Raw genomic sequence first — 23940 nt, 5'->3', positions numbered from 1 at the left:
AGAACCCCGATAGTTGATCACCAATTATCGGGGTTTTGTTTTTTGGACTGATTGAGTTAAGCGTGATTAGAAGCTGTAAGCCACAGACGCTTTAAAGTTACGACCTACTTCGTAGCTGGTGTATTTCACTGAACCCCAAGAGATACCAAAGCCTGTATGCTCTGCGTATAGCTTGTTGAACACGTTATCAACCGCTAGGTTAACTGATAGATCTTTCGCGAAATCTGGTACGTACACAGCCCATAGGTTATGTGTTGCGAAACCAGGACGTTCCACTTTCTCGCCATCTTCGTCTGTGTAGTCGTTACCCGGAACGAAGCGTGAATCCCAACCGAACACCACTTCACTGGTTACGTCGTATTTGAAGCCCGCCTTGATGTTGTGAATACCCGTCTTGTTCATGTGGCTCGTCTTGCCACTTTCTAGACTGGTTTGCTCACCATCAGAGTATGAGTGGTTTGCGTACAGGTCGAAATCTTCAATGCTGTAAGTAAATACGGTTTCTACACCCCAAACTTCTACATCATTTTGGTTAGCCAAGGTTCTGTTGTTCTTGGTTGGATGCATTTGGTTATCCAGATCGTACTGGTATGCAGTGAAGCCAAGAATCGCATTGTCCGCCATCAACAAACCAGACATGTCGTAATCGAAGCCCGCTTCGTAGTTATTACCTGTCATGGCTTTGGTGTCTGCCTGAGTTACGTCAGCCGCAGATTTCATGGTCAGTGTTTCAGGTAGTGAAGCGCCTTTGAATAGACGACCATAACCAACACGCAGTCTTAGGTTATCTGTGGTTTGGTATTCACCTTGGAACTTAGGTGACAACTGATCGTATTTACCTTTAAATACACCACCTAGCTCATGCACGTCATAACGAAGACCGGTAACAAAGCGGAAGTCATTAATCTCGAATGCGTCTTGAGCGTAAATGCCGTAAGCCGTTACTGTGCCGCCGTCGATGTCGTAGTTCTTCGTCTCACCGAGTTTCGAGCCCGACGTGTAATGACCAAGGCCAGAATCAACCCACTGCTCTGATTTGTAACCCTCGAAGCCGTAAGTCAATTCATGCTCGCCAACCCAAGAGATGTTGCGGATATCACCACCAATTGTCGTCACGTTGTACTCACGAGAAGGAATTGATAGGTCACCGTCTTTGGTGAATTCCCAAGCGCCATTCACTTGGTTCCAATCGCCATACTCTTCAGTTAGCGCATCACGATCCATGTACTGACGGTTGTAGTATAGGTTCGTCTTTAGGGTCACCAAGTCACTGCCATTGTCATAGCGATGCATGAACGTCACAGTATCTCGGTTAATCGAGTGGTAGTTGTGCTCATCGTGTGCGTAAAGTGCACCCGCTTTCTCACCCGATAGCTGACGTTTACCACCGTCTTGGTACGTGTCGTAAGACAGTTTGAATTCGTTCGCGTCGTTTGGTACGAACACAACTTTCACCAAGCCAGACTTCAGCTTACCTTGCTTAGAAGTCACATCATCTTTACCCGGAATGTACAACTCACCGTCATCTGAGTAGTTCGCAATACCCATAAGTTGGAGTTCATCGTTCAGTTTCGCGTAAACCGCAACGTTCGTCGTGAAGCGTTCGTAAGCCGTTTGATACCCCGTTTTAACGCGAGCACCGATGCTTTCGTCTTCTGCAAGGAGGTCACTGGGATCTTTCGTTTCGTAGCTGAATGAGCCGTTAATCGCACCCGCACCTGACAGTACCGAGTTACCGCCTAGGGTGATTTCAGCAGATTTAAGCATGGCTGGGTCAAACGTCTGGTCGCCAGAGTGGTGGAATAACTGACCTTCTTGGCGTGCACCATCAATGGTGACAACCGAGTATTTGTCTTCCATACCGCGAATGTAAACCTTGCGCGAGTAACGTGCGTTACCGTCAACCGTTACACTCGGCATGGTGTTCAGGATGTCTTTAATATCAGACGCTTGTTTTTGTTCTAATGTCTCTGAGTTGATTTCAGTTTGAACAAGTTGATCAAGAGCAGAACCGACAACGACGATGTTTTCGTCAGAAGCGTGAGCAGCAAAAGAGGCAATCGCAAAGGTGATGGCAGCGGAAAGTGACTTCAGTTTCATAATACTACTTATATTTTATAAACAATAACGAGGGAGCGCAGCATAATACATGAACTTAATGATGATTAATCTCATTTGCATTCTTTACGTTAATGAGTGATTCCTTTTTAACCAGATCGAGCAAATCACCATCAAATAATCCGCATTTAGGAAGGAGATTGGGGTGAGGCATGAAAGGTATTTCGTGCAAGGTCGAGCACTTAACTCACTCGTTTGTCCAATCTTGCCGAAGCAGTGTTAGACTCAATACGATGCTTTCAGAATGTGGAAATACGATGTCATCTCGCCCAAAGACCTTCTATGAACAAGAAATTGACCGCGTATACAGCGAGATGCCGTTGAGCCCAAAGCAATTTCTCCTAATTCGGCAATCGAAAGCGTTTATGGAAAAGCATCACTCAGAAAACATCGAATTAAACGACTTAGCCAAAGCCTCTTTTATGTCGCGCTTTCACTATGTGCGGATTTTCAAACAGATGTATGGCGTAACGCCACGAAGCTATTTAAGAGATATGCGGATTAAGAAAGCCAAAGCGCTACTCAAGGAAGATCACTCGATAACAGATACTTGTTTTCAGGTTGGCTATGAGAGCCTAACCACGTTTTCGAGTGTCTTTAGAAAGAGCACGGGTTACTCACCCAAAGCGTTTCAAAAAATGCATAAAAGCAATCTAGAATAAGTTTTTGAGCCTCACTTTCAGTATCTTTTCCTCATCCAAACCCAGCAAAGGTAAATACCCGTGATCAGAATTTCCCTAACCAGCGTACCTGTGGACGATCAGGACAAAGCCCTCGATTTCTACACTAATGTTCTTGGCTTCATCAAAAAACCGAAGTACCAATCGGTGAACATAAATGGCTCACCGTCGTCTCTCCGCAAGAGCAATCGGGTGTGGAGCTATTGTTAGAACCGATGGCATTTGGTCCAGCAAAAGTGTATCAAGCCTCCCTAAAAGAAGCGGGTATTCCGTGGACTTCTTTCGCTGTCGATGATCTCAATGGTGAGTATGAAAGGCTGACTGCCCTTGGCGTACAGTTCTCTATTGAGCCAAGAGAAGCAGGCACTGTGATGATTGCCGTACTTGATGATACTTGCGGAAACTACATCCAACTGATGCAAGAGCTCTAAAGCTATAACAACTAAGTGTAAGTAGGCGGAGACTGTCAGATCTTTCTTAAGATTTGAAGCCTCTGCTTGGTTATAACCTTACATAAAAAGTGTGATTCGACCGAGCAAAGATATAAAAGTCATCGTGTATTCGCTCCTCAACTCGATTAACATGGTTTTTTTAAATTCTGTAATATTTATAAAACCTATGTTTGGATTAAAACGAATCAAAGCAGAAAATGAGGCGCTAAAACAAGAGTTAGCAGACCTTAAGCAGAAATATCAAACCGATGTTGCCGTTCTAGAAAATCAGCTCCAAGAAACTCAACAACTTGTTGGCTCAGCACAACAAGAGCACCACAACTGTGATGAGTTAATGTCGAGCAGCTTGAAAGGGGGCGATATGCTCCAGACCATTCGAACTGAAATGGTCGAAAGTGCTCAGTCCATGGCGAATGAAAACCAAGAACTGCAACAGCTTGACGAAATGTTTAAGCAGACGCATCAAGCCTTAGCACGACTTGATAACCGAGCTGTAAAGATCAGCACTCAAGCCTCACAAAGCATTGAATCTGTTCAAATATTAGATAACACCGCCACTTCTATTTCCTACCTTGTATCTACCATTCAAGAGATTTCTGACCAAACCAACTTGCTTGCTCTCAATGCCGCCATTGAGGCTGCACGAGCCGGTGAAGCTGGACGTGGATTTGCCGTGGTCGCAGACGAAGTGAGAACACTTGCGGGCAAAGCAAGCGAGGCCAGTGAGAAAATAGATTCATTGGTTAACCAAGTTCTCACGCAAGTCAGCGCAATTAAAAACTCCATCGATGAAAACCAAACTTGCGCGGAAGAAGTCTCTGCCTCTTCGGCTCAAATTGGCACCATCGTGCATGAGGTGGTGGTGAAGTCAGAACACATGAAGCAAGTAATTCATATCGCTTCAACACATGCCTTCTTAGATACAATCAAACTCGACCACGCCATCTGGAAAAACAACGTTTACCGCCTACTACAAAGCGGCGCATTCGGTGAGACGGTGAATAGCCACTCAGAGTGTCGTTTAGGCCAGTGGTACTACCGTGGCGATGGCAAGGCTTACAGCCACCTAAGAAGCTATGCGTTACTTGAAGAACCACACAAAGGCGTGCATGACAGCGGACGTGAAGCGATGAGCCAAGCCAAATCTGGCAACATGGCCGGCATGGTGACCGCAATTAACGCTATGGAAGACGCCAGCGAACAAGTAGTCGTTCAAATAGACCGCTTGATGGAAGAGATAATCGCAAGTTAATTACAGTGCTTGTTCCTCCTCCCTTCTCATCAAATGAATGAAGGGAGGAAGTTGGCTTTACCTTCTCTATCATCCCTTATCCATTATTTGGCAATTGCGTCTCAAGCCATTCAATAAATGCAGCATTCTTTGGTCTGTGTTGCTGCCCGTTTAAACAGATCAAATCGTAGCCTCGCTCTGCACTTACGCGCTCAAAAGGTGCCACTAGCTCACCGTTTTCTAAGCTGCTTTTCACTAAAGAATCACGGGCTATCCCCAACCCCATTCCGTTCTTAGCCGCTGTCATTGCCATATCGGCGTGATTAAACAAGTACGTTCTGTCCATAACGTTAAGTGTGTTGAGTAGCGGGTTAGATTGCTTATCCAGCCACATCGCCCATTCTTGATTGGGTTCACTCGCCTCTAATGATTCAGAGCAATGAATAAAAGTCACGCTGGCCAGCTGCTCAAGCAATGGTGCTGACCCAGTAAAATGGTCGTTAAAGTATTTGGGGCTACAAACCGGCAATAGCACTTCATCAAATAAACGCTGATGGTAAAACCCCGGATGTTCGCTATCGCTGTAGTAAATTGCGATATCGACGGGCTCATGCTGAAAGTCCAAACGGCTCGCTTTCACCCTCAGTTTTATATTGAGATGCGGATACAAACGTTGGAAATCTGGCAACCTTGGCAAAAGCCAACTCTGGGCGAACGTCGGAGCTGCTCCAATATATAACTCACCGCGCAGTTCATTGAACTTGATGTCTTCGAGCTCAGAGAAAATAACGTCGAACGATTGGTTTAATGCATGCAGTAATCGCTCACCCTCTTTGGTCAGTTCTAGCCGTCTCGTCATGCGCACAAACAAACTGAAGCCCAGTTGCTCTTCTAACGATTTGATTCGCTGGCTCACCGCCCCTTGGGTAATGAAGAGCTCTTCCGCTGCTTTGGTAAAGCTAAGAAACTTACCTGCAATCGCAAAAGTGTACATATTGGATAGCATCTGCTGCTTTCTGTCCATCACTCAACCTTTTATAAATTAGCTGTACTAATCCATAGCAAGATTTGTTTGGTTTGTGAAGCCAATCAGGATGCTTTTTAATCAAACTGTCTTATCCATAACGAGAACATCACGATGAAAAAGAATCTTAAAATTACCATCATTGGCGCAGGCTCTAGCTACACACCAGAGCTGATCGAAGGTCTAATCAAACGAAATCATGAACTGCCAATCGGCGAGCTGTGGTTGGTTGATATTGAAGATGGCGCAGAGAAAGTCAGCATCATTGGCGATTTAACACGTCGCATGTTGGCTAAAAACGACATGTCGCATATTGATGTGCACGTCACTTTGGATCGTAAACCTGCTTTGAAAAACGCAGACTTTGTATGTTCTCAATTTCGCGCTGGCTGCTTGGAAGGTCGAATCCGTGATGAACGCATCTCGCTGAAGTACGGCATGATCGGTCAGGAAACCAATGGGTTAGGCGGTTTTGCCAATGCCTGCCGTACCATTCCTATCGCGCTGGAAATCTGTAAAGAGATGGAAGTGCTGTGTCCAGATGCTTGGTTGCTAAACTTTACCAACCCATCAGGCATGGTGACAGAAGCGATTCTCAAACACACCAAAGTTAAAGCGGTCGGTTTATGTAACGTGCCAGTGATCATGCAAAAAGGCATCGCCCAAATGCTAGGTGCTAACGAGCAAGAATTTGTACTGCAAGTTGCGGGTTTGAACCACTTTATCTGGGCACGCCAGATCCTGCACGAAGGTCGCGACAAACTTCAAGAAGTGGTCGAAGAGATCCTATCTGGTAACGATCCTTTGGTGCCGCAAAACATTCCTCCATTCGACTGGCCACAAGAGCTACTGCGTAATATGGGGATGATCCCGTGTGCTTACCTACGCTATTACTACACCAGCGAAGACATCATGAGCCAAGAGATTGAAGAAGCGAATGGCGAAGGCACACGCGGTGAAGTGGTCAAAGCCATGGAGAAACGACTGTTCGATATCTACCGCAATCCAGAACTCAACGAGAAACCAAAAGAGCTCGAAAAGCGTGGTGGTCAATACTACTCAGAAGCTGCCTGCGAGCTGATGAGCTCTATCTACAACGATAAGCGCACCATCATGCACGTAAACACCCGTAACAACGGTGCCATTGCAGGTTTACCTGACGATTGCGCGGTGGAAGTCAGCTGCATGATCACAAAATCGGGACCTGTGGCTTTAAACGTCGCGCCATTCCCAAGCGATACACTGCGCTTGATTCAATTGATGAAAGACTTTGAATCACTCACGGTAGAAGCGGCTGTCACAGGCGACCGCAATGCCGCGCATCGAGCATTGATTTTGAACCCGTTAGTAACCACAGGGACGATTCTAGAAAAGGCTCTAGAAGAAACAATTGAAGCCAACCTCGACTACATGCCACAGTTCCGTTAACCCTAACAAAAACGCGAAAGGGATGGTGAATTCTATCCCTTTTTTGTTCTTCAATTTACCCAGTAACCTCAAGGTGTTTGAATACAGTGACTACATGGTCAGAATAATTTTTCCTTGCAGCGTGACCGACTCATCTTCTATCACCTCGAAGGCGCGTTGGAATTGTTCTAACGGAAGGTAGCAATCCACATCGAGTTGTACCTGGTGTTCCATAAAGTGTTCTAGCATCTCAGCAAAGACTTGTTTGCGAACGGTCTTACCAACCGACTCTTCCCAATAACGCAAAAAGAACGTGCTGAAATCGATATTGTTCTGCTTCATATAAGCGAAGAAAGCAGACTCATAAGGGGTAAGTGAAAGCGTTCCGTAATTGATGTATGTTCCCGAATTGCACACAACTTGGATGAGTTCTGTACCCACTTTACCGCCAATTGCATCGAACGCGACATTGGGTTGAAGCAACTCTCGGGCATCAATTTGAGATTGCAGATCCTGCTTGTTATCTAGCACTGCAATGGCGTCGTATGGATAACGCTCTGGCGCGGAGCTTATCGCAATCAAAGTAAATCCAAGTGAATGCGACAACTGAGCGAAGATCTTACCAATCGCAGAATTGCCCGCGTTGATGATCACCACATCCTCTTCGCACAACTTGGCAACGTGAGTGGTGATCACCCAAGCCGTTAGGGCATTGATATACAACTGGCAAGCGTAGCCATTCTCAAGCTCTTCCGGCACTGCAAAGACATTCTCCGCAGGCGCATCGACATAGCTTTGCCAAGTCCCGCTTTGTGCCACCAGCACCTTTTGCCCAATGTGAAATTCGGTTTGATGCGAATCGTTTATCTCAACCACACGTCCAACCGCTTCAAACCCTGGGACTCGCGGCGGTACATGGGTACGACGATACTGCCCTACTCCCTGAATCGACAATCGGTCACTTGGATTGATGTTCGTGGCTTCGATTTGCACGCGAACTTTACCCAAAGCGAGTGGCTCTAGCTCAACATGCTCCAACACCAACGATTCACTTGGCGAACCAAAGCTCAGTTGATTAACGCGAGTGTTTGTCTTATGCGAGTTGGTCTTGGTTAAGCTCATTGGATACCACAGGATTGTTACAGGGAATATGGCGCGCCATAGGGAAACGGGTATATAACGTTTTCTCGGCGCGCACGTCAAATTAGATAAGAGCTTAAACGGGCTGACTCAGCATAAACACCACCACTAAAGCGAGACTGCTGCCCATGCATCGGTTTACCCACACTACCTTTTGTGGTGACTGTATAAAGCGGTTTAATACGGTGCCAAAGTACGCCCACGCAAACATCCCCAGCACACCGGTTCCCACCATCACGCTAATGATGATCACCACTTGAGTTAGGTAATCATTGTTTGGCGAGATAAATTGAGAGAACACCGTCAGTGACGCAACCCAACTTTTTGGATTAAGGATTTGCACCCAAACTCCAGATAAAAAGCCCGACTTTTTCGCATTCGAATCATTGTTGATTTCCATTGTGGCAATCGACCATGCAAGATACAGCAGGTACGCCGCGCCAATCCACTTTAACGCCGTGTACAAATCTGGGTAAAGGGTAAATAAACTGACAAGCCCCACACTTGCACCAAGCAACATAATGATCACCCCGACGGCATTGCCCAATACAAACGGCACGGTCGCAGAAAACCCATATCGGCTTGAAATACCTAACAGCGCGACGTTACCAGCTCCCGGTGTTAAAGAAATAGAAACGGCAAACAACAAAAATGCCGCCAACAATTGAGCACTCATGCACTCTCTCCCAAAAAGTAATCAACGAATATGGGAACAGTCTAACGATTTGGGTAGAAAGAAAATTGCTATCTGCGCTACGATAAAAGTCAATTTGAGCAGACTATTTCTAAAACAATTATGAAAAAGAAAGAATCCACCAACTTTGAATTGGATAGTACCGATTTCGCCATTCTTGACCATATTCAGAAAGATGGTCGCATGAGTAATTCTAAGCTCGCTGAGACCGTTAACCTGAGTGAAACACCCTGCTGGCGACGCTGGAAAAAGATGGAAGAGGAAGGTTACATTGAGGGTTACGCGGCGAAGTTGAACCGGAAAAAGCTCGGCTTCCAAGTTTCTGGTTTTACTCTGGTTACCCTCGGCAGCCATGAGGTAGAAAACACCACGCCTTTTGAAGACTTTGTCGCAGAAACCGATTGGATCTTAATGTGTCACTGCATTGCAGGCAGCGCAGATTACATGGTGCAAGTGGTGGCGAGAGACTTAGACGAATACTTTGACCGCATCAGTGCTATTCGCCGCGTGAAAGGCATCAGCGCCATTCAATCCAACGTCTCAGTTAAGGAAATCAAGAGTACATTCCAGTTACCGCTAGAGTAATTCTTTCAATCTAAAGTACAAGCCAGCGATCTCACGCTGGCTATAAATGAGTTTAGTCATCTCCCCAATAAACAGAGTCTACTCTGGAGCTATCCTCTACGTCATCATCACCACCAACAAGATAAATGCGGCCTTTATGAATGAATGTGTCTCGATATGCATAGTTAAGGACATCAAAGTAGCGTATTTGCCATGTATCTAGCTCTGTGTCGTAACGCATTACTTCTTGATAGCCATAGCCATACAGCTCAGTTTTCAATACATATATGTATTTTCCTGATGTAACCGCGGTATGTTTATCACGGTTTAAAGGATGATATGTACCTAAAGAGGTCCATGAGTCACTCTGTGTATTGTAGCTTGAGTATTCAAAATTACTGTAGTTACCGCCAAAAACATAAAGGGTATCTCCAATAACAGCGGTAGCAGAATCATAGCGCTCAACATTAGCAGAAGCTAAAGTTTTCCACTCTCGTGCTTCAAGATCATAACTGTATGCCGAGCGGGTAATATCTCCATGTTCATTGAATCCCCCAACCATATAGATTTTGTTTTCGATTACCTGAATTTGAGAGCTCCCGCCAAGAGCCTCTGGGGCAGACGAAACAAATTCAAATGTTAGCAACTCTTTATTTAAACGCCGCAAAACGCCATCAGCAAAATAGTACATCTCACCATTGTGAGCAATACTATCTCCTAGGAAAAAATACGGAGTAAATATATTTTCAGCGTATGCGATATTCTGCTCTTTTGTTAGGTCATACTTCACTACTTTCTGACCGTCCGTCACGTAAAGTATGTCATCGAATACCGCAGAGCTTGTGTCTAGAAAATCTGTTTTTAAAGGCGCGTGTCGAATTGGTTGAGAGCTCTCGTCTTCCAGCTTAATATCGACTAGCGTCACTAACTCCTGATCTTCATCTAGAACTTCAATACTGATGATTTCTTGACCTTCAAAAACGGTATCATCAAAAATTGTGAGCTCGATGTAACCGCTCGATTCCATTGTTGGGTTAAACGTGCGATCTAAAGTAAAGTCAAAACGATCAGCGGTTGATTGCGCTGATACCTTAAACGTCAAACTACGAGAGGTATTTTGCTCTTCAACGAAATCGAACCAGAAGCGATGGGTGTACTCATTTTCGTACAATGTTAAGTCACTATCCCTAAAAGTAATGTCATATGACTTCTCTACAACGATTACCTCACGTGTGGCCTCACCAAAGTTCCCCGCTGTATCATAAACAGAATACTCCACATAATAAGTTCCTGCTAAAGTGTGGTCGACTATGCCTGATGAAACAACTTCATTTGTAAGGTCACCGTCCAAGTTATCCAAAGCTGTTGCGCCTTGCTCCTCATAAATGTCACCGACAAAGAGCATGATATTACTTTCACCATTTAGGTTAATAACGGGCGCTTCAAGATCCTTAACAACGACTTCTCGCGTAGTGCTAGATTCATTCCCTGAAGCATCTATTGCAGAGTATGACACTTCATAACTGCCCACAGTGTTAACATCTACACTTCCATTAACGGCAATTTCAACCATATCGTCAGCATTATCCGTAACGGTTGCTCCCGGATCATTAAAGTTGCTACCCAAGGCAACCTCGAGGGGGTTGTTTCCTTGCAAAATTAAAACTGGCGCCTCACGATCCACGACATTGATAGTTCGAATGACCTTAGCACTATTAGCTCTGCTGTCTTGTGCAAAGTAAGCCACTTCGTAACGACCGAGTTGATTGGTATCCACAAAGCCAGAAATAGTAACCTCGACAGGTCCATCAACATTGTCCATCGCTGTTGCACCAAGGTCAGAAAAGTCTGTACCGAAAGCAACATCAATTGGATTTCCACCTTGCAGCGTGACAATCGGAGCAGTGCTATCGACAACTTCAACTGTTCTAACCACGGTCGAGCTGTTGTTACTACTATCTTGGGCAAAGTAAACAATTTCATAACTACCAAGTTGATTGGTGTCTACAACACCAGTAATAGAGACATCAACTTCACCATCCACATCATCGACGGCAAGGGCTCCAGGCTCGCTATAGGTATTTTGATACTCGACATACGTAGTGGCATTGCCGAATAACGTTATCGAAGGAGGATTAGTATCGGGTGGGGGTGGGTTGTCATCAGATCCTCCTCCTCCGCAAGCAGACAACAAGAATGGCAGGGTAAATGCCGCGATTAGCCGATTTGACATTGTTCACACTCCAAGTGATAAAGCTCACGCCCTTATTGATGGGCGTATCCATTGATATAATGCAACCCGGCTATCTCGCACCTTTAAGACCCGTGGTTTTCCGTCCTCACTTCACAGTAAGTTTGGCTTTGATTTCATACTGTAAATCCGATGTGAATCATAACCTTATGAAATGATACTTTCATTTATCATATGATGTGTTTTTCGTTAATGGTCTCGCAAAATGCTGATTTTATGAGTTAATGCTGGTTCTATATCAACTAACAGTATTTCGAACTAAGGAGAGACAGAGTCCCCCGTCGACCATTCACGCGAAACTGTTGTGGGGTGACTTCAAAATAGGCTTTAAATGCTTTGATGTAAGAAGAGTCGTTTTGATACCCCACGTGATCGGCAATGCTTTGGATGGAGAGCTCTTCATCTAGCAAAGAGAGTGAATAAATCAGCCGAATTTGTTGTCGCCAAAGTTGGAACGAGGTGTTGAACTCTTTGGAGAACAAGCGCGACAAAGTTCGCTCGGATGCGCCTACTGTCTCTCCCCACTGTTTGAGTGACCAATCCAATGCTGGCGTGTCGGTCAACGCTTCAAATATCAGCTTTAAGCGTCTGTCTTCAGGCAGCAGTAACTGAAAGGTCTGCACGTTATCTTTCATGATTTGATCATGCAACACGCCAAGCAATCGTGAGACTTCCTCATCACTCACGAGCCCTTCGCATTGGTGGCGTATTTCCTGTAACAGCTCGTTTAAGAACGGCGTGAGAGTGATGGTTCTAACTTGATGCTCGTACTCAGTACCGAACTTAGGGTTTAGATAGATACCGACAAATGTCGTATGGCTTAGCGCGATGGATTCATGTTGAATACCCGCAGGCACAAACAGCGCAGAGGTATGGGGCACAAGGTGTTGATAGTGATCGGTTTTGGTTTGTAACAACCCTTTGATAGGGAAGATGACTTGATGCCACGTGTGTTGGTGCATCGCATCAATGTAACCTTTAGGCATATCGATGGTCTTAACCAAAGCTGGTGAGTGGGGATTGGCAGCCATCATCTCATTGGAGGTCATGACACCGGAGTGAGAATCAATTTGGCGGGTTGGCATCATTAACTGTCCTTACATCCCTACTCTGACACAAGCTCACTAGGCTATCATGCTCGGCAAAGTGAATGAAGCCGTGAGGTGCGACGTATGCGATATCAAGTTGAAATATCCAAAGAAAACCAACTCTTATTCAAAGTCGATATTGATAACATCAACCAAGACAAGTGCGAAGCATCGCTCGAAACCGTGTTAACCAAGTTTCCTAAAACGGAAGGTTATCAACGTCATGTGTTGGTTTCAGATAGCGAAACGCGCTACTTAAGAAGCACAGAAAAGCGCATTGAAGTACTGGCAGCGATTCCGGTATTTAAGTCATTGGGCGAGCGCTAGTGTGGTCTTGTCTCACGCCGTTTGGCAAATCAGTTTCAGGCGATAAGGAGAGAATATGAAGAAGTTAGGCGTAGTTAACAGCGTATTAGCAGGTAAAACCGTTGCCTTTGCACATGGTGCGAAAAGTGCGATTAACAAACAGGTTCTGCCGCAGCGCCAGCACGCAACAGAACTGGGTTTTACCAGTGACGAACAAGGTGACCCGCGCTTTCATGGTGGGATTCAAAAAGCCCTTCATATTTATCCAAGTGAGCACTATCCGGTTTGGCAGCAAGAGCTGGGCGACAAAGCGATTTTCCAAGCAGCTGGCGCGTTCGGCGAAAACTTAAGCTCAAGTGGCGTAACAGAAGAATCCATTTGCTTGAAAGATAAGATCCGCATCGGCTCAACCTTGTTAGAAGTATCCCAAGGGCGCATGCCCTGCTGGAAACTCAACGTCCGCTTTGAGCAAAACGACATGGCGAGAAGACTACAAGACACGCTTCGAACAGGCTGGTACTTCCGAGTGTTGCAAGAAGGCGATATCGGCGCTGGTGACGAGATTATCCTGTGCGAAAGACCCTATCCAGACTGGTCATTGGCTCGCATCATGGGCGCAGTATTTACTGGTTGCCTAGATAAAACGGAGCTAAGCCAACTGGCGGAACTTCCATTGGTTGAATCTTGGGGCAAGCTTGTTGAACGCCGCCTAGAAACCGGTGAAGTCGAAGATTGGGAAATGCGTTTGGTTGGTCCGACTGCGGGTTAATTCCCTTTCTGACTCCCCTAAAGTGACCAAATTTATAAGCCACACACCCGATATCGTCAGGTTTGTGGCTTTTTGTTCTTCCTATCTTGTTGAATTACCGACACAAGCAAACAGCCTCTTTTTCTAAAGTTCTATCCTTTGAGCTTACTAACATAACCAACAATAAATAGCCGCTACACTCAGCCACGTTTCATCTTCCTTTGTTTTACCTTGTTATCCTCTTGGAGAAATCGAGTGGCAACCATGAAAGACGTCGCGGACATGGCTGGCGTATCTACGGCAACAGTCTCGCGTGTTATCAATCGCACCAGTTATGTTGAACCAGTGACACAAGAACGAGTCGAGCGTGCGATTAAAGAACTCAACTACCGCCGCGATGCACGAGCAACAGCGTTGGCGAACCGCAGCAATAATACGCTTGGCCTATTAACTGGTAACTTAGCCGATCCGTTCTTCGCTTTGATCGCCAAAAGTGTAGAAGAAGTGGCTCGTGCCAATGGTTGCCAGTTGGTCGTGGTCAGCGGCGGGCACAATGCGCAACGAGAAAAAGAAGGGCTCGACTTTCTCATCAGCCAAGGTTGTGAGGCGATGGTCGTGCACTCAAAAATGCTCGATGACACCACGCTGATGCAGTACGCAGCGCAGCTTCCGGCGATGGTGTTGCTCAACCGCACCATTGCACAAATCTCCAATCGTTCTGTCTGGGTAGACAACCGAGCTGGTGCGCGCAAATCGGTCGAATATTTGATTCAGCAAGGTCATCGCAAGATCGCCTGTGTAACCAGTGATTTGCCCATTGAAGATCGAACCGACCGCCTTGAAGGTTATCGAGACGCGATGAATGCAGCCAATTTAGCTATCCCAACGGGTTGGGTAATCAACCAAAACTTTAGCGAGTCTGGAGGGGAGCAAGCAGGTCGCCAGCTTATTCAATCTTGTCCGGGCGTCACTGCGGTGGTGACGTTTAACGACGTAATGGCAGCTGGCTTAATGGCAAGTTTGCATGAGCAGGGTTTGTCGGTCCCAGATGATATCTCCGTGGTTGGATTTGATGATGTGTTGCTTGCTCGCTACCTCTATCCAAGATTGACCACCATGCATAACCCGATTGATGAAATGTCGACTTATGCGGCGAAACTGGCGCTAAATTTGAGTAAAGATGGCTATTCTCCACCGAATTTACATCAATTCGAAGCAAGCTTAGTCTGCCGTCAAACCGTCAAAGCAATAAAAAAGATCGGATAAAACTGTGATGAATCTTACATTCGCACACCTCATGTAAGCGCTTACATGAAAACAACACACCGCTCTCATTTTGCCTATTATGTGACCTTTATTATCCATTCCGAACAAACCCTACATCGATCCTGAGGATAAATAACATGACAAATTCTAAGCCTCTGCCGTCGTTCGGATTAGCACTCGCCCCTATTGCGGTGATGTTTGCGCTTCTGGCTGTCGGATACGGAATACTCGGACTTCGCATTGAAGTTCTGTTGCTGATTTCAGCGGCCTTTACTGGTCTTATCGCGTGGAAGATCGGTTACAACTGGGATGACATCATTAACGCCATCGTAGAAAAACTGGCGAAGGCGATGCCAGTCATTCTGATTTTGGTCTCGGTTGGTGGTTTGATTGCCAGCTGGATGGTCAGCGGCACAATCCCTTACATGGTTTACTGGGGACTAAAAGTCATCAGCCCAGAATACATTCTTATTGCCGCTTTCTTTGTAACCAGTGTCGTTTCCGTTTGTACCGGTACGTCTTGGGGCTCTGCAGGTACTGTTGGTGTCGCACTAATGGGCGTGGCAGCAGGTCTTGACGTCTCGCTCGCAGCAGCGGCTGGTGCAGTGGTATCTGGCGCGTACTTTGGTGACAAAATCTCACCGTTATCAGATTCAACCAACTTTGCGCCTGTCGTTTCAGGTACCACCTTGTATGAACACATTCAACACATGCTTTACACCACTCTGCCGGGTTTTGTGATTGCATCTGTGGTGTTCTTCTTTGCGGGTCAAAGCGCTGATATCGCGAACATTCACGAGCCAGAGAAAGTTGTTCAAATCATCTCAGGCTTAGATAACCTCTACAACTTCAACATTCTACTTCTTATCCCGCCAGTGATGATTCTATGGGGCGCGTTAACTAAGAAGCCAGTTCTGCCATTGATGCTTGGCGCATCGGCTATCGCGATTGTTTTAGGCATGTTTTTCCAAGACTTCACACTAAAACAAGGCTTCCAAGCCTACGTAGACGGCTTCAACCTAGCCATGTTTGAGGCAAATGGTCACAGCGTAAATGGCTTAGTGCCAGATATCGCCAAGCTGCTTAACCGTGGCGGTCTGTTCTCAATGATGAGCACGATTTTGTTGGTATTCTGTGCCTTTGCCTTCGCTGGTATTTTGAGCCTAACTGGCGCACTAAACGTGGTGCTAGGCAAATTCCTACATGCGATTCACACCACAGGGCAGCTGATTGCTTCGACCGTTGTGGCAACCATCACTGTGGTTTTCACCACTTCTGACGGCAAGCTAGCGCTGTTGATTCCGGGTGAGTTGTTCCAAAACGCTTACCGCAAAATGGGCTTAGACACGAAGAACCTGTCTCGAACCATCGAAGACGCCGGCACCATTATCGAGCCATTGGTTCCTTGGACAGCAGCGGGTATCTACATGGCAGGTACGCTAGGCGTGGCAACCTTGGATTACCTACCATGGGCGATTCAATGTTACACCGGCGTCATCTTCGCTCTGATTTATGGCTTCACTGGTTTTGGTATCGCAAAAGCCAAGCCAGAACAAAACGAACAACAGATTGCTGAAGAGCATTCAAATACACCAGCAGTAGAAACAAAATAAGGTAAATCATTGATGAACGCTTTCGACCAAATTCTGAACCGCAAGGAAAGTGGCTCTGTTAAATGGGACTTTATGCAGCAAAAGCTGGGATTGGCTGGGACGGATTTACTCCCGATGTGGGTGTCCGATTATGATTTTAAAGCGCCACAAGTGGTGTTAGACGCACTACAACAACGTGTGAAGCATGGGATTTTTGGTTACGCAGAACGCGATGATGCGTACTACCAAGCCACTATCGATTGGTATCAAAACCAACATGCTACCAACGTTGAGCGTGACTGGATCACTACGGTACATGGCGTACTTCCTGGGCTCGCGATGGCATTACAAATGCTCACCGAAAAAGGCGATGGCATCGTAATGCAAAGTCCGGGATATGGCTCCTTCCGTAAGATCATTGAATTCAACGATCGTGTTGTCGTAGAGAACCCACTGACGGAAACCAACGGCGACTATCAACTCGACTTTGATCATCTCGAAACCTGTTTTGCTAATGGTGCAAAAGCAATGATCTTCTGCAATCCACATAACCCAACGGGGCGAGTTTGGTCTGAAAGCGAAATGACAAAGGTTGCCGAACTGTGTGAGCAATACCAAGTGTGGCTGCTAAGTGATGAAATATGGGGCGATTTAGTGGTTGGCGATGCGCAGTACTACTCGGCTTTGCGTCTTCCACAAAATCTCACAAAACGTCTGATCGTGGCTACGGCTGCAAGCAAGACGTTTGGCTTGTCTTCACTGCGAATCTCTAACTTTATGATTCCAGATGAATCACTCCGAGCACAGTTTACTCGCAGGCTAGATGCGCATGGCATGGACGTGTTCAATAGCCTATCGATGAGTGCCGCGACTATTGCTTATCAAGAGTGCTCCGGTTGGTTGGTGGACTTAAAAGACTACCTGCGAGCCAACATCGCTAAACTTGAGCTGTTTGTAGAAACGGAACTGCCAGATGTGAGATTTGTCGCCCCACAAGCAGGCTATTTGGCTTGGTTAGATTGTCGTGCGCTTAAAGTGACCGACTCCGAGCTGGAACAAAAATTTGTCTCGGCTGGACTTGTGCCAAGTATGGGTATTGCTTTTGGTAAAGAAGGCTCAGGCTTTGTTCGCCTTAACCTAGGCTGCCCAGCTGGCACACTGGATGAAGCCTTGGTAAGAATCAAACATGCACTAAGCTAACCATACAAACAACAGATAAAACAGAGCCACGCTTCTCGTATTGAAGCGTGGCTTTTGTTTATTTGGCTGTGTTTATTTAGCTTTAGGCGCTTGGCGTTTCGGCTTGCCTTGGAACTGCTTAATGCTCTTTTTGGCATTGGTTCGGCGGTTGGCTTTTTTATCGCGTGGGGCGCGTTTGCTTTCGCCTGTTGATGGCTTATCCGTTACCGGGAAACCTTCAAGGTCTTGCGTTGGCAATTCACGTTGAGTCAGGTTACGGATCGCGGTAAGCGCTTCGGCTTCGCCATGGCAGACCAGCGACATTGCAACACCTTGCTCGCCAGCACGGGCTGTGCGCCCAACTCGGTGAACGTAAGTCTCTGCGTGCATTGGCAACTCAAAGTTAATCACCACTGGTAGTTGCTCGATGTGAATACCGCGAGCTAATAGATCAGTAGCGATCAACACCTGTGTTTGCCCAGACTTAAACTGCGCCAGCGCTTCTTCTCGCTCTGCTTGGCTCTTATTACCGTGCAGGGCATTGGTTGTGATTCCAGCTTTATTCAATTTCTTCGCCAAACCATCAGCGTTCTCTTTCGCGCCAATAAATACCAATACCTGTGCCCATGCATTTTGCTTGATCAGTTCAGTCAACGCTTTGGTTTTGCTTCCTTTATTGACGAGATATAGCGTCTCAGAAATATCTTGATTGGTGCTGTTTTCTTGATGCGCTGCTACCTGTTTTGGTGCATGCATCAGCAGCTTGGCTTTGCCCTTCAACTCATCAGAAAACGTTGCTGAGAACATCGCGGTTTGACGCTGGTTTGAAATCAGCTCTGCAATATTTTGTACGTCAGGCCAAAAGCCCATATCCAGCAAGCGATCTGCTTCATCCAACACTAGGTAATGGATATTACTCTGATCCAAACCGTTGTTCGCCAGATCAACTAAACGACCTGTTGTCGCCACAAGAACGTGGGGATTTGATGCAAGTGCTTGTAGTTGTGCCTCTTTATCAACGCCACCACACAAACACACGGCGTTGAGACCAACAGATTGACCAACTTGGTTAATCGCCTCACTTACCTGAGTTGCTAGCTCACGTGTTGGTACTAGAATCAGCGCTTTTTGCACTGGATTTACACTTAGCTTTTCCAACAAAGGCAAACCATAAGCAAGGGTTTTACCACTGCCTGTATTTGCCAATGCCAACACATCTTTACCACTGAGTAGCTCAGGAATAGCCAAAGCCTGAATATCAGTTGGCTTCTTGAAATCTTTTGGCAGTGCGTGAATCAGCTCAGAACTCAAAGAGAGACTAGAAAATGGCATTAGCTTAACCTTGTGCTTTTGGTTGAAGAGGCAGTACAACAATATAGATGCAGTAAATCGCAGGCGCGGACTTTACCACAATCCAGTAGACGAACAATCCCATTTTAGAAGAGGAAGTCTGCAAACGTCGTTGGTTTTTAATGCCTCAAGCAAAAACAGCGATTAGATTGCCACTTGGTAGGTACCACGAATAGGGTAATCATTTTCTGGGTTACGGATAAACGCCAATCCTGAGAGCAAGACTTCTAGGTCAGGTCGAGCGAATGGACCGTTGGAAATATCGACTAACTGAACTTGTCCTTTACTGTTCACCACAAACAAACCTGGCTCTGCAAAGAGATGGTCTGTCTCTTTTTCTGAGCGAGGCTCGGAGATGTAAAGACCTAGCGTTTGCATCTGCTCTACTGTCAGGTCATAAGCGATTGGGAACGTGACGCTCAGCTGCTCCATATGCTGTTCTAGCTGTGCTTGGCTATCTGCGGACACCGCCACGATATCCATCCCGAGTTGCAAGAATCGCGCTTTTAGTGTCTCTAGCTCGTTGAGGTAACGAGTACACAAAGGGCAGTGTTTGCCGCGGTAAACCACCACTAAGCGCCAATCGACATTCTCAGAAGGTGTACCCAATTCGATAGTTTCGCCACTTAGCGTTGGCAGAGTGATAGAGGGGAACAAGTCACCTGCGGTAAATTTTGTGGTTGTCATTATTCAGTCCTATTTACTTCACGTTGTTTAAGATAAAACGAGCGCGACACAGGTTGGAGTGGAGGGCATTGCTGCCCTCACATGTCGCGCTCCAACTAACAGACCGGAGTTATCGTTGAATGTATTCGTAACTTTCGTCAGATTTATTGCGTTTACCTATGTACTTATCTTCAAAATCTGGAGACCACACTGCGCTCGCATCTTGGTTTTGGTTCCAATCAAAAGCGGTAAAACGGTGTACCATTTTCCAAACACCATCACGACGTTCAAAACGGTACAGGTGACGACCACCTAAAATGCCTTCTTTGTCCACGCCATCTTCTTCATGCACGTGGTACGCCCACACATAGCTCTCTGCAGTTGCTGTATCACCATCCACTTCGATGAGAACGTTGCTGATGCGGTGCTGTGTAATTTTGACCGCTTCAAACCCTTTCATTGCTGGTTCAACAAAAGCGTGGGCACTGTCGTTATAGAAAAACAAATCTGGAAAGATTGGGTCTTGATGGTCTTCAATGGCATCTTCCCAGTAAGTGGACTTCATCAGCTCTGCATCCATACGATCTAAAGAACGAGCATGACGGAAAATCACTTCAGTAATATCTTGTTTATCAAGTAGTAGTTGCAGTTTTTGTTGCATGTCCATAAGCGCCTCCATTGGCGAATCAATCTTGGTTAATCTTTCTTACCGATTTGTCTTTCGGCTTGGGATGTATCTTAGAACCAACCAATATCGACTAAAACTGAGCTACAATGACTAGTATCTATGCTTGTTTGGAATAATTGAGAACACTAATGGACCAACTAAGTGCAATGCGCGCATTTGTTCGAGTGGTACAAACGGGCAGCTTTTCTGCCACAGGTCGTGAAATGAATACCTCACAAACAACGATCAGCAAAAAAGTGGCTGCGTTAGAGAAGAAAATCGGCGTCAAACTCCTCGCTCGAAGCAGTCGCGATCATGCTTTAACGCCTGCAGGCGCGAAGTATTATCAAACTTGCGTTGATATTTTAGGTGAACTGGATGAAGCCGAAGCTCAGGCAAGATCGGAGGTGGCTTCTCCGCAGGGAACGATTCGCATCTCAGCACCAGTGGCGTTTGGTCGCATTCTGCTTGCCCCTATCATGGCAGAGTTTTTCCAACGTTATCCTGATATCAAGGTGGATTTACAGCTCAGTGATCAGCACACCGACTTGATCAGTGATGGGATAGATGTCGCGATTCGAGCTAAACAACTGGAAGACTCGACGCTGATTGCGCGCCATTTGTTTGATAACCCAATGCTAGTTTTAGCCGCGCCGAATTATTTACAACAGTACGGTGAACCCAAAACTCCTGAAGACTTAAAACAACACAATTGTTTGGTTTATTCGCGGATGAAAGACATTAATGTATGGAGCTTTACCAAGCAAAATCAGAAACATGCCGTCGCGGTAAATGGTAATTTTCAAAGCGACAATGGGGATGTATTACTAGAGGTCGCGTTAACCGGAATGGGGATTGTCATCCTTCCGATTTGGATGGTTGAACATCACTTAAAAGAAAGGCGACTTACGCAATTGATGAGCGACTACACAGGGCAAAATTTACCGTTCAATGCGGTGTACCTACAAAGCCGTTATACGCCTCTTAAGGTTCGCTGCTTGATTGATTATCTCAAAGAAAAGCTTCCCAACGGCGAGTAGAAACAAAAAAAGCGCAGAGCCAAAACTCTGCGCTTTTACATTGTAAATCGAACGGATATCTTGGCTTTATGCCACTTCAGCACTGTACATTTGAGCCATGTGAAGACACTGCGGTTCTGGCGAGAAATCAACGATACCTCCTCGACCTGCTTCAACATTGCAGTACTCAACTAACAAGGCTTTGAGCTTAACTCGACCGCGCTGAATTCGGCTTTTCGTTGCAGAAAGCGAAAGCCCCAACTGGTCCGCGACCGTTTGTTGAGGCAAACCGTCGAGTTCAGACAAAATCATGGCTTGGCGATATTTCTCCGGCAGACACTCAAACATTGGGCGCAAACAATGCCCCATGGTTTGAAGATTCTCCAGCTCAATCGGCATTTCCTCTTCAACCTGATTGTCTATCAGCTCTTCATAACTTTGGTGCGTACGATAGTGATCCATGATCGCGTTGTGCGTGATGCGATATAACCAACTTTTGATTTTGCTTCGCGCTTCTAACTGATCGATCTTTTGACTCGCCTTGATGTACACCTCTTGCAAAATGTCATCGGCTAAATCTGGATCACTGGTCTGTTTGACAATGTAGTTTTTAAGCTGCTCTTTGTGTGCCAACCACTCTGCTAACATGCGACGGTCTCTATACATAAAACAATAATTCGATATTAATCGAAATATAAGCCGTATGGCAAGTATGACCTATACATTATGACTCAGACTCAACCGCGCCATCTGCTTTCACCCATTCAGCAAAACCACCAGCAAGGTTGAGCACAGGCCCAAGCCCCATGTCAGTGGCTTGTTTTGCCGCATAGAGGGAACGAAGTCCATGCGCACAGTAAAAGACGTACGTTTTATCTTGAGCAAAAACTGGGTTGTGCACTGGGCATTGTGGATCAATCAAAAACTCCAACATGCCTCTTGGACAGGTAAATGCCCCCGGGATCACGCCAAGTTTGCGCCTTTCATCGGTTTCTCGTACATCCACGAATACGTAACCTTCGTCTGCAAACAGCGCTTTGGCATCCTCAATAGAGAGATCTGCGACACTCAAGCGCGCTTCTTCCGCTAGAGCTTTGATGCCTTTAGTGATGGTTTGTGTCATCGTTTTATTCTCCTACCACTTCACTTACTTACGTTTATCGACAGCGGCTTTAAGCAGCTCAAACGAGGTTTGAATTTGCTCTAAAGAACAAGCGAAGTTCATGCGGTAGTAGTTTTCATTGGGTTCACCAAACCAAGTACCTGGCGTCAACGCCATTTTGGCTTCTTCTGTCAGCAAGGTTTTTAGCTGAGAAGATTCCAATTCTAAACCAGAAAAATCCAACCAAATTTGATTGGTTCCTTGTGGTAGGAATGCTTTCACCTGTGGCAAGTTGTGCTCAATAAACTCAATAATCCAGTTACGATTGTTTTGCGTGTAAGCATGAAAACCTTCAAACCACTCTTTACCTTGTTGGTAAGCCGCAATGGTCGCGTAGGTGGTAAACGCATTGCCATGATCGATAGAGAGTGAAGCGGATGTTGCTTTGATCTTCTCGAAAAGAGCCTGGTTATCGCTATAAATGTAGCCGTTAGAGATGCTGTTCAAACCAAAGTTTTTCGCCGGAGAACCAATTATCGTCAGGCTGTTTTCATAACCTAATGAAGTCATACTGGTAAAGGTTGAACCTTCAAATACGATGTCGGCATGCACTTCATCGCTGATGATCATCACATTGTACTTCTCAGCTAACGCCACCATGCGCTCTAGTTCAGCTTTGGTCCAAACTCGTCCTACTGGGTTATGAGGGTTGCACAGCAAAATCATTTGCACTTCACCACTTTTCAACTGATTTTCAAGCAACTCAAAGTCCATCACGTAGTGGTCGTTTTCAATTTTCATTGTGTTGCCAATAACGGTTCGGCCAGCTGATTCAATCAAACGTCGGAACTGATGATAAACCGGAGTTTGAATCAATACGCCCTCACCTTCTTTGGTGAACTCGCGAATCAGTAGCGCAATGGCACTCAGTACGCCCGGCACTTGAACAAAGTTATCAGTGCTAAGCTCAAGACCATGCAAATCCTTGTTCCAATCAGCAATGGACTGAAAAACCGTCTTGCTATCAAACTCGTATGAGAAGGTTTCACGGCTGACAAGTTGCTGCATCGCTTGCGAAATAGGTGATGCAATAGGAAAGTCCATATCGGCAATCCAATACGGTACGACTTGGTCTGTTCCGTACACTTGGTTGAGCATTTGGTTATCATGCTTGATGAATTTGTCTTTAATATCTGAGCGCGTTGGCTGTGGCTTGAACATGGCATTCTCCAGTCGAAATCGTTTTTACACAGAGTAAGACGACTGCGGTTAGAAAAAGACGCAAAATATTTTCAGGTATTCATCTGACAGAACATTGCAGATACTTTTTATGGATAAGATTCAGAGAATTAAGAACGAAAAAACGCAGAGCCTAGACTCTAATGCCGTTCACTTA

General features: G+C 45.9%; 22 protein-coding genes, 1 pseudogene and 1 riboswitch. Of the genes and pseudogenes, 11 read left to right on the top strand and 12 right to left on the bottom strand.

Annotation, left to right across the window (positions count from 1 at the left end; all coding sequences use genetic code 11):
• Nucleotides 1-66: 66 nt before the first annotated feature.
• Nucleotides 67-2100: a TonB-dependent receptor plug domain-containing protein gene (locus H735_RS07375; RefSeq protein WP_020195549.1), complete on the bottom strand. Its 2034-nt coding sequence runs from the start codon at nucleotides 2098-2100 to the stop codon at nucleotides 67-69.
• A gap of 275 nt (nucleotides 2101-2375) precedes the next feature.
• On the opposite strand from H735_RS07375, the gene H735_RS07370 reads away from it, so the two are divergent.
• The 3 genes and pseudogenes from H735_RS07370 (at nucleotide 2376) to H735_RS07360 (ending at nucleotide 4502) form a co-directional block, all read left to right on the top strand.
• Nucleotides 2376-2780, top strand: a complete 405-nt coding sequence (locus H735_RS07370; RefSeq protein WP_020195548.1) for a helix-turn-helix transcriptional regulator — start codon at nucleotides 2376-2378, stop codon at nucleotides 2778-2780.
• A 60-nt stretch (nucleotides 2781-2840) separates the two neighbouring features.
• Nucleotides 2841-3229, top strand: a pseudogene (locus H735_RS32000) (VOC family protein).
• 187 nt (nucleotides 3230-3416) lie between these two features.
• Nucleotides 3417-4502 carry a methyl-accepting chemotaxis protein gene (locus H735_RS07360; protein ID WP_020195546.1) on the top strand — a complete coding sequence of 362 codons (1086 nt, stop codon included), beginning with the start codon at nucleotides 3417-3419 and terminating at the stop codon, nucleotides 4500-4502.
• A 76-nt stretch (nucleotides 4503-4578) separates the two neighbouring features.
• Here H735_RS07360 and H735_RS07355 read toward each other — a convergent pair whose 3' ends face one another.
• Nucleotides 4579-5505, bottom strand: a complete 927-nt coding sequence (locus tag H735_RS07355; protein WP_020195545.1) for a LysR substrate-binding domain-containing protein — start codon at nucleotides 5503-5505, stop codon at nucleotides 4579-4581.
• Nucleotides 5506-5619: 114 nt separating this feature from the next.
• Between H735_RS07355 and H735_RS07350 the strand changes: the two genes are divergently transcribed.
• On the top strand, nucleotides 5620-6933 hold the full coding sequence (locus tag H735_RS07350) for a 6-phospho-beta-glucosidase (RefSeq protein ID WP_020195544.1): 1314 nt from the start codon (nucleotides 5620-5622) through the stop codon (nucleotides 6931-6933).
• A gap of 90 nt (nucleotides 6934-7023) precedes the next feature.
• On the opposite strand, the gene H735_RS07345 is transcribed toward H735_RS07350, so the two are convergent.
• Together H735_RS07345 and H735_RS07340 are read right to left on the bottom strand one after the other, a co-directional pair.
• Nucleotides 7024-8034, bottom strand: a complete 1011-nt coding sequence (locus H735_RS07345; RefSeq protein WP_020195543.1) for a zinc-dependent alcohol dehydrogenase family protein — start codon at nucleotides 8032-8034, stop codon at nucleotides 7024-7026.
• A 94-nt stretch (nucleotides 8035-8128) separates the two neighbouring features.
• On the bottom strand, nucleotides 8129-8728 hold the full coding sequence (locus tag H735_RS07340) for a LysE family translocator (RefSeq protein WP_020195542.1): 600 nt from the start codon (nucleotides 8726-8728) through the stop codon (nucleotides 8129-8131).
• A 120-nt stretch (nucleotides 8729-8848) separates the two neighbouring features.
• Between H735_RS07340 and H735_RS07335 the strand changes: the two genes are divergently transcribed.
• On the top strand, nucleotides 8849-9331 hold the full coding sequence (locus tag H735_RS07335) for an Lrp/AsnC family transcriptional regulator (protein WP_005450000.1): 483 nt from the start codon (nucleotides 8849-8851) through the stop codon (nucleotides 9329-9331).
• Nucleotides 9332-9383: 52 nt separating this feature from the next.
• Here H735_RS07335 and H735_RS29600 read toward each other — a convergent pair whose 3' ends face one another.
• Both H735_RS29600 and H735_RS07325 read right to left on the bottom strand, forming a co-directional pair.
• The gene (locus H735_RS29600) at nucleotides 9384-11543 is read right to left on the bottom strand and encodes a DUF5011 domain-containing protein (protein WP_080641572.1); all 2160 of its coding nucleotides are present in this window, start codon (nucleotides 11541-11543) and stop codon (nucleotides 9384-9386) included.
• Between the two features lie 57 nt (nucleotides 11544-11600).
• Nucleotides 11601-11680: riboswitch (cyclic di-GMP riboswitch) on the bottom strand.
• 123 nt (nucleotides 11681-11803) lie between these two features.
• The gene (locus H735_RS07325; RefSeq protein WP_020195539.1) at nucleotides 11804-12649 is read right to left on the bottom strand and encodes an AraC family transcriptional regulator; all 846 of its coding nucleotides are present in this window, start codon (nucleotides 12647-12649) and stop codon (nucleotides 11804-11806) included.
• Nucleotides 12650-12733: 84 nt separating this feature from the next.
• Here H735_RS07325 and H735_RS07320 point away from each other — a divergent pair, with 84 nt between their 5' ends.
• The 5 genes from H735_RS07320 (at nucleotide 12734) to H735_RS07300 (ending at nucleotide 17761) form a co-directional block, all read left to right on the top strand.
• A complete protein-coding gene (locus H735_RS07320; RefSeq protein ID WP_020195538.1) occupies nucleotides 12734-12976 on the top strand; it encodes a hypothetical protein in 243 nt (80 codons plus the stop codon).
• A 55-nt stretch (nucleotides 12977-13031) separates the two neighbouring features.
• Complete coding sequence (locus H735_RS07315; protein ID WP_020195537.1) at nucleotides 13032-13724, top strand: MOSC domain-containing protein; 693 nt, start codon at nucleotides 13032-13034, stop codon at nucleotides 13722-13724.
• 234 nt (nucleotides 13725-13958) lie between these two features.
• Entirely contained in the window at nucleotides 13959-14969 is a 1011-nt protein-coding gene (locus H735_RS07310) for a LacI family DNA-binding transcriptional regulator (RefSeq protein WP_020195536.1), read from the top strand.
• A 137-nt stretch (nucleotides 14970-15106) separates the two neighbouring features.
• Complete coding sequence (gene nhaC, locus H735_RS07305) at nucleotides 15107-16582, top strand: Na+/H+ antiporter NhaC (protein ID WP_020195535.1); 1476 nt, start codon at nucleotides 15107-15109, stop codon at nucleotides 16580-16582.
• Between the two features lie 12 nt (nucleotides 16583-16594).
• Nucleotides 16595-17761 (top strand): MalY/PatB family protein, encoded by a 1167-nt coding sequence (locus H735_RS07300; RefSeq protein ID WP_020195534.1) that lies wholly within the window; start codon nucleotides 16595-16597, stop codon nucleotides 17759-17761.
• Nucleotides 17762-17833: 72 nt separating this feature from the next.
• On the opposite strand, the gene H735_RS07295 is transcribed toward H735_RS07300, so the two are convergent.
• The 3 genes from H735_RS07295 to H735_RS07285 all read right to left on the bottom strand — a co-directional run bounded on the left by H735_RS07295 (nucleotide 17834) and on the right by H735_RS07285 (nucleotide 20423).
• Nucleotides 17834-19072 (bottom strand): DEAD/DEAH box helicase, encoded by a 1239-nt coding sequence (locus tag H735_RS07295; protein WP_020195533.1) that lies wholly within the window; start codon nucleotides 19070-19072, stop codon nucleotides 17834-17836.
• A 162-nt stretch (nucleotides 19073-19234) separates the two neighbouring features.
• Nucleotides 19235-19777: a peroxiredoxin-like family protein gene (locus H735_RS07290; RefSeq protein WP_020195532.1), complete on the bottom strand. Its 543-nt coding sequence runs from the start codon at nucleotides 19775-19777 to the stop codon at nucleotides 19235-19237.
• A 109-nt stretch (nucleotides 19778-19886) separates the two neighbouring features.
• On the bottom strand, nucleotides 19887-20423 hold the full coding sequence (locus tag H735_RS07285; protein ID WP_020195531.1) for a nuclear transport factor 2 family protein: 537 nt from the start codon (nucleotides 20421-20423) through the stop codon (nucleotides 19887-19889).
• A gap of 149 nt (nucleotides 20424-20572) precedes the next feature.
• On the opposite strand from H735_RS07285, the gene H735_RS07280 reads away from it, so the two are divergent.
• Nucleotides 20573-21463 carry a LysR family transcriptional regulator gene (locus H735_RS07280; RefSeq protein WP_020195530.1) on the top strand — a complete coding sequence of 297 codons (891 nt, stop codon included), beginning with the start codon at nucleotides 20573-20575 and terminating at the stop codon, nucleotides 21461-21463.
• A gap of 66 nt (nucleotides 21464-21529) precedes the next feature.
• Here the strand turns inward: H735_RS07280 and sigZ are convergent, their stop codons facing one another.
• From sigZ to H735_RS07265, 3 genes are all read right to left on the bottom strand, one after another.
• Nucleotides 21530-22090, bottom strand: coding sequence for an RNA polymerase sigma factor SigZ (sigZ, locus tag H735_RS07275; RefSeq protein ID WP_020195529.1), 561 nt, complete (start codon nucleotides 22088-22090; stop codon nucleotides 21530-21532).
• A 76-nt stretch (nucleotides 22091-22166) separates the two neighbouring features.
• On the bottom strand, nucleotides 22167-22565 hold the full coding sequence (locus H735_RS07270; RefSeq protein ID WP_020195528.1) for a rhodanese-like domain-containing protein: 399 nt from the start codon (nucleotides 22563-22565) through the stop codon (nucleotides 22167-22169).
• 24 nt (nucleotides 22566-22589) lie between these two features.
• Nucleotides 22590-23765 carry a MalY/PatB family protein gene (locus H735_RS07265; RefSeq protein ID WP_020195527.1) on the bottom strand — a complete coding sequence of 392 codons (1176 nt, stop codon included), beginning with the start codon at nucleotides 23763-23765 and terminating at the stop codon, nucleotides 22590-22592.
• Between the last annotated feature and the right edge of the window lie 175 nt (nucleotides 23766-23940).

Source organism: Vibrio owensii CAIM 1854 = LMG 25443 (assembly GCF_000817815.1).
Lineage (GTDB): Bacteria > Pseudomonadota > Gammaproteobacteria > Enterobacterales > Vibrionaceae > Vibrio > Vibrio owensii.
Note: the sequence above shows the minus strand (reverse complement) of the source record. Positions and strands in the feature narration are given on the sequence as shown.

Bases quoted from the DNA above. Each gene is read 5' to 3' on its own strand.
- H735_RS07375 (WP_020195549.1), bottom strand. From the start codon at position 2,100: ATGAAACTGAAGTCACTTTCCGCTGCCATCACCTTTGCGATTGCCTCT.
- H735_RS07285 (WP_020195531.1), bottom strand. From the start codon at position 20,423: ATGGACATGCAACAAAAACTGCAACTACTACTTGATAAACAAGATATT.
- nhaC (WP_020195535.1), top strand. From the start codon at position 15,107: ATGACAAATTCTAAGCCTCTGCCGTCGTTCGGATTAGCACTCGCCCCT.
- H735_RS07270 (WP_020195528.1), bottom strand. From the start codon at position 22,565: ATGACACAAACCATCACTAAAGGCATCAAAGCTCTAGCGGAAGAAGCG.
- H735_RS07335 (WP_005450000.1), top strand. From the start codon at position 8,849: ATGAAAAAGAAAGAATCCACCAACTTTGAATTGGATAGTACCGATTTC.
- H735_RS07345 (WP_020195543.1), bottom strand. From the start codon at position 8,034: ATGAGCTTAACCAAGACCAACTCGCATAAGACAAACACTCGCGTTAAT.
- H735_RS07315 (WP_020195537.1), top strand. From the start codon at position 13,032: ATGAAGAAGTTAGGCGTAGTTAACAGCGTATTAGCAGGTAAAACCGTT.
- H735_RS07370 (WP_020195548.1), top strand. From the start codon at position 2,376: ATGTCATCTCGCCCAAAGACCTTCTATGAACAAGAAATTGACCGCGTA.
- H735_RS07300 (WP_020195534.1), top strand. From the start codon at position 16,595: ATGAACGCTTTCGACCAAATTCTGAACCGCAAGGAAAGTGGCTCTGTT.
- H735_RS07265 (WP_020195527.1), bottom strand. From the start codon at position 23,765: ATGTTCAAGCCACAGCCAACGCGCTCAGATATTAAAGACAAATTCATC.
- H735_RS07320 (WP_020195538.1), top strand. From the start codon at position 12,734: ATGCGATATCAAGTTGAAATATCCAAAGAAAACCAACTCTTATTCAAA.
- H735_RS07290 (WP_020195532.1), bottom strand. From the start codon at position 19,777: ATGACAACCACAAAATTTACCGCAGGTGACTTGTTCCCCTCTATCACT.
- H735_RS07325 (WP_020195539.1), bottom strand. From the start codon at position 12,649: ATGATGCCAACCCGCCAAATTGATTCTCACTCCGGTGTCATGACCTCC.
- H735_RS07360 (WP_020195546.1), top strand. From the start codon at position 3,417: ATGTTTGGATTAAAACGAATCAAAGCAGAAAATGAGGCGCTAAAACAA.
- H735_RS07350 (WP_020195544.1), top strand. From the start codon at position 5,620: ATGAAAAAGAATCTTAAAATTACCATCATTGGCGCAGGCTCTAGCTAC.
- H735_RS07340 (WP_020195542.1), bottom strand. From the start codon at position 8,728: ATGAGTGCTCAATTGTTGGCGGCATTTTTGTTGTTTGCCGTTTCTATT.
- H735_RS07280 (WP_020195530.1), top strand. From the start codon at position 20,573: ATGGACCAACTAAGTGCAATGCGCGCATTTGTTCGAGTGGTACAAACG.
- sigZ (WP_020195529.1), bottom strand. From the start codon at position 22,090: ATGTTAGCAGAGTGGTTGGCACACAAAGAGCAGCTTAAAAACTACATT.
- H735_RS07295 (WP_020195533.1), bottom strand. From the start codon at position 19,072: ATGCCATTTTCTAGTCTCTCTTTGAGTTCTGAGCTGATTCACGCACTG.
- H735_RS07355 (WP_020195545.1), bottom strand. From the start codon at position 5,505: ATGGACAGAAAGCAGCAGATGCTATCCAATATGTACACTTTTGCGATT.
- H735_RS29600 (WP_080641572.1), bottom strand. From the start codon at position 11,543: ATGTCAAATCGGCTAATCGCGGCATTTACCCTGCCATTCTTGTTGTCT.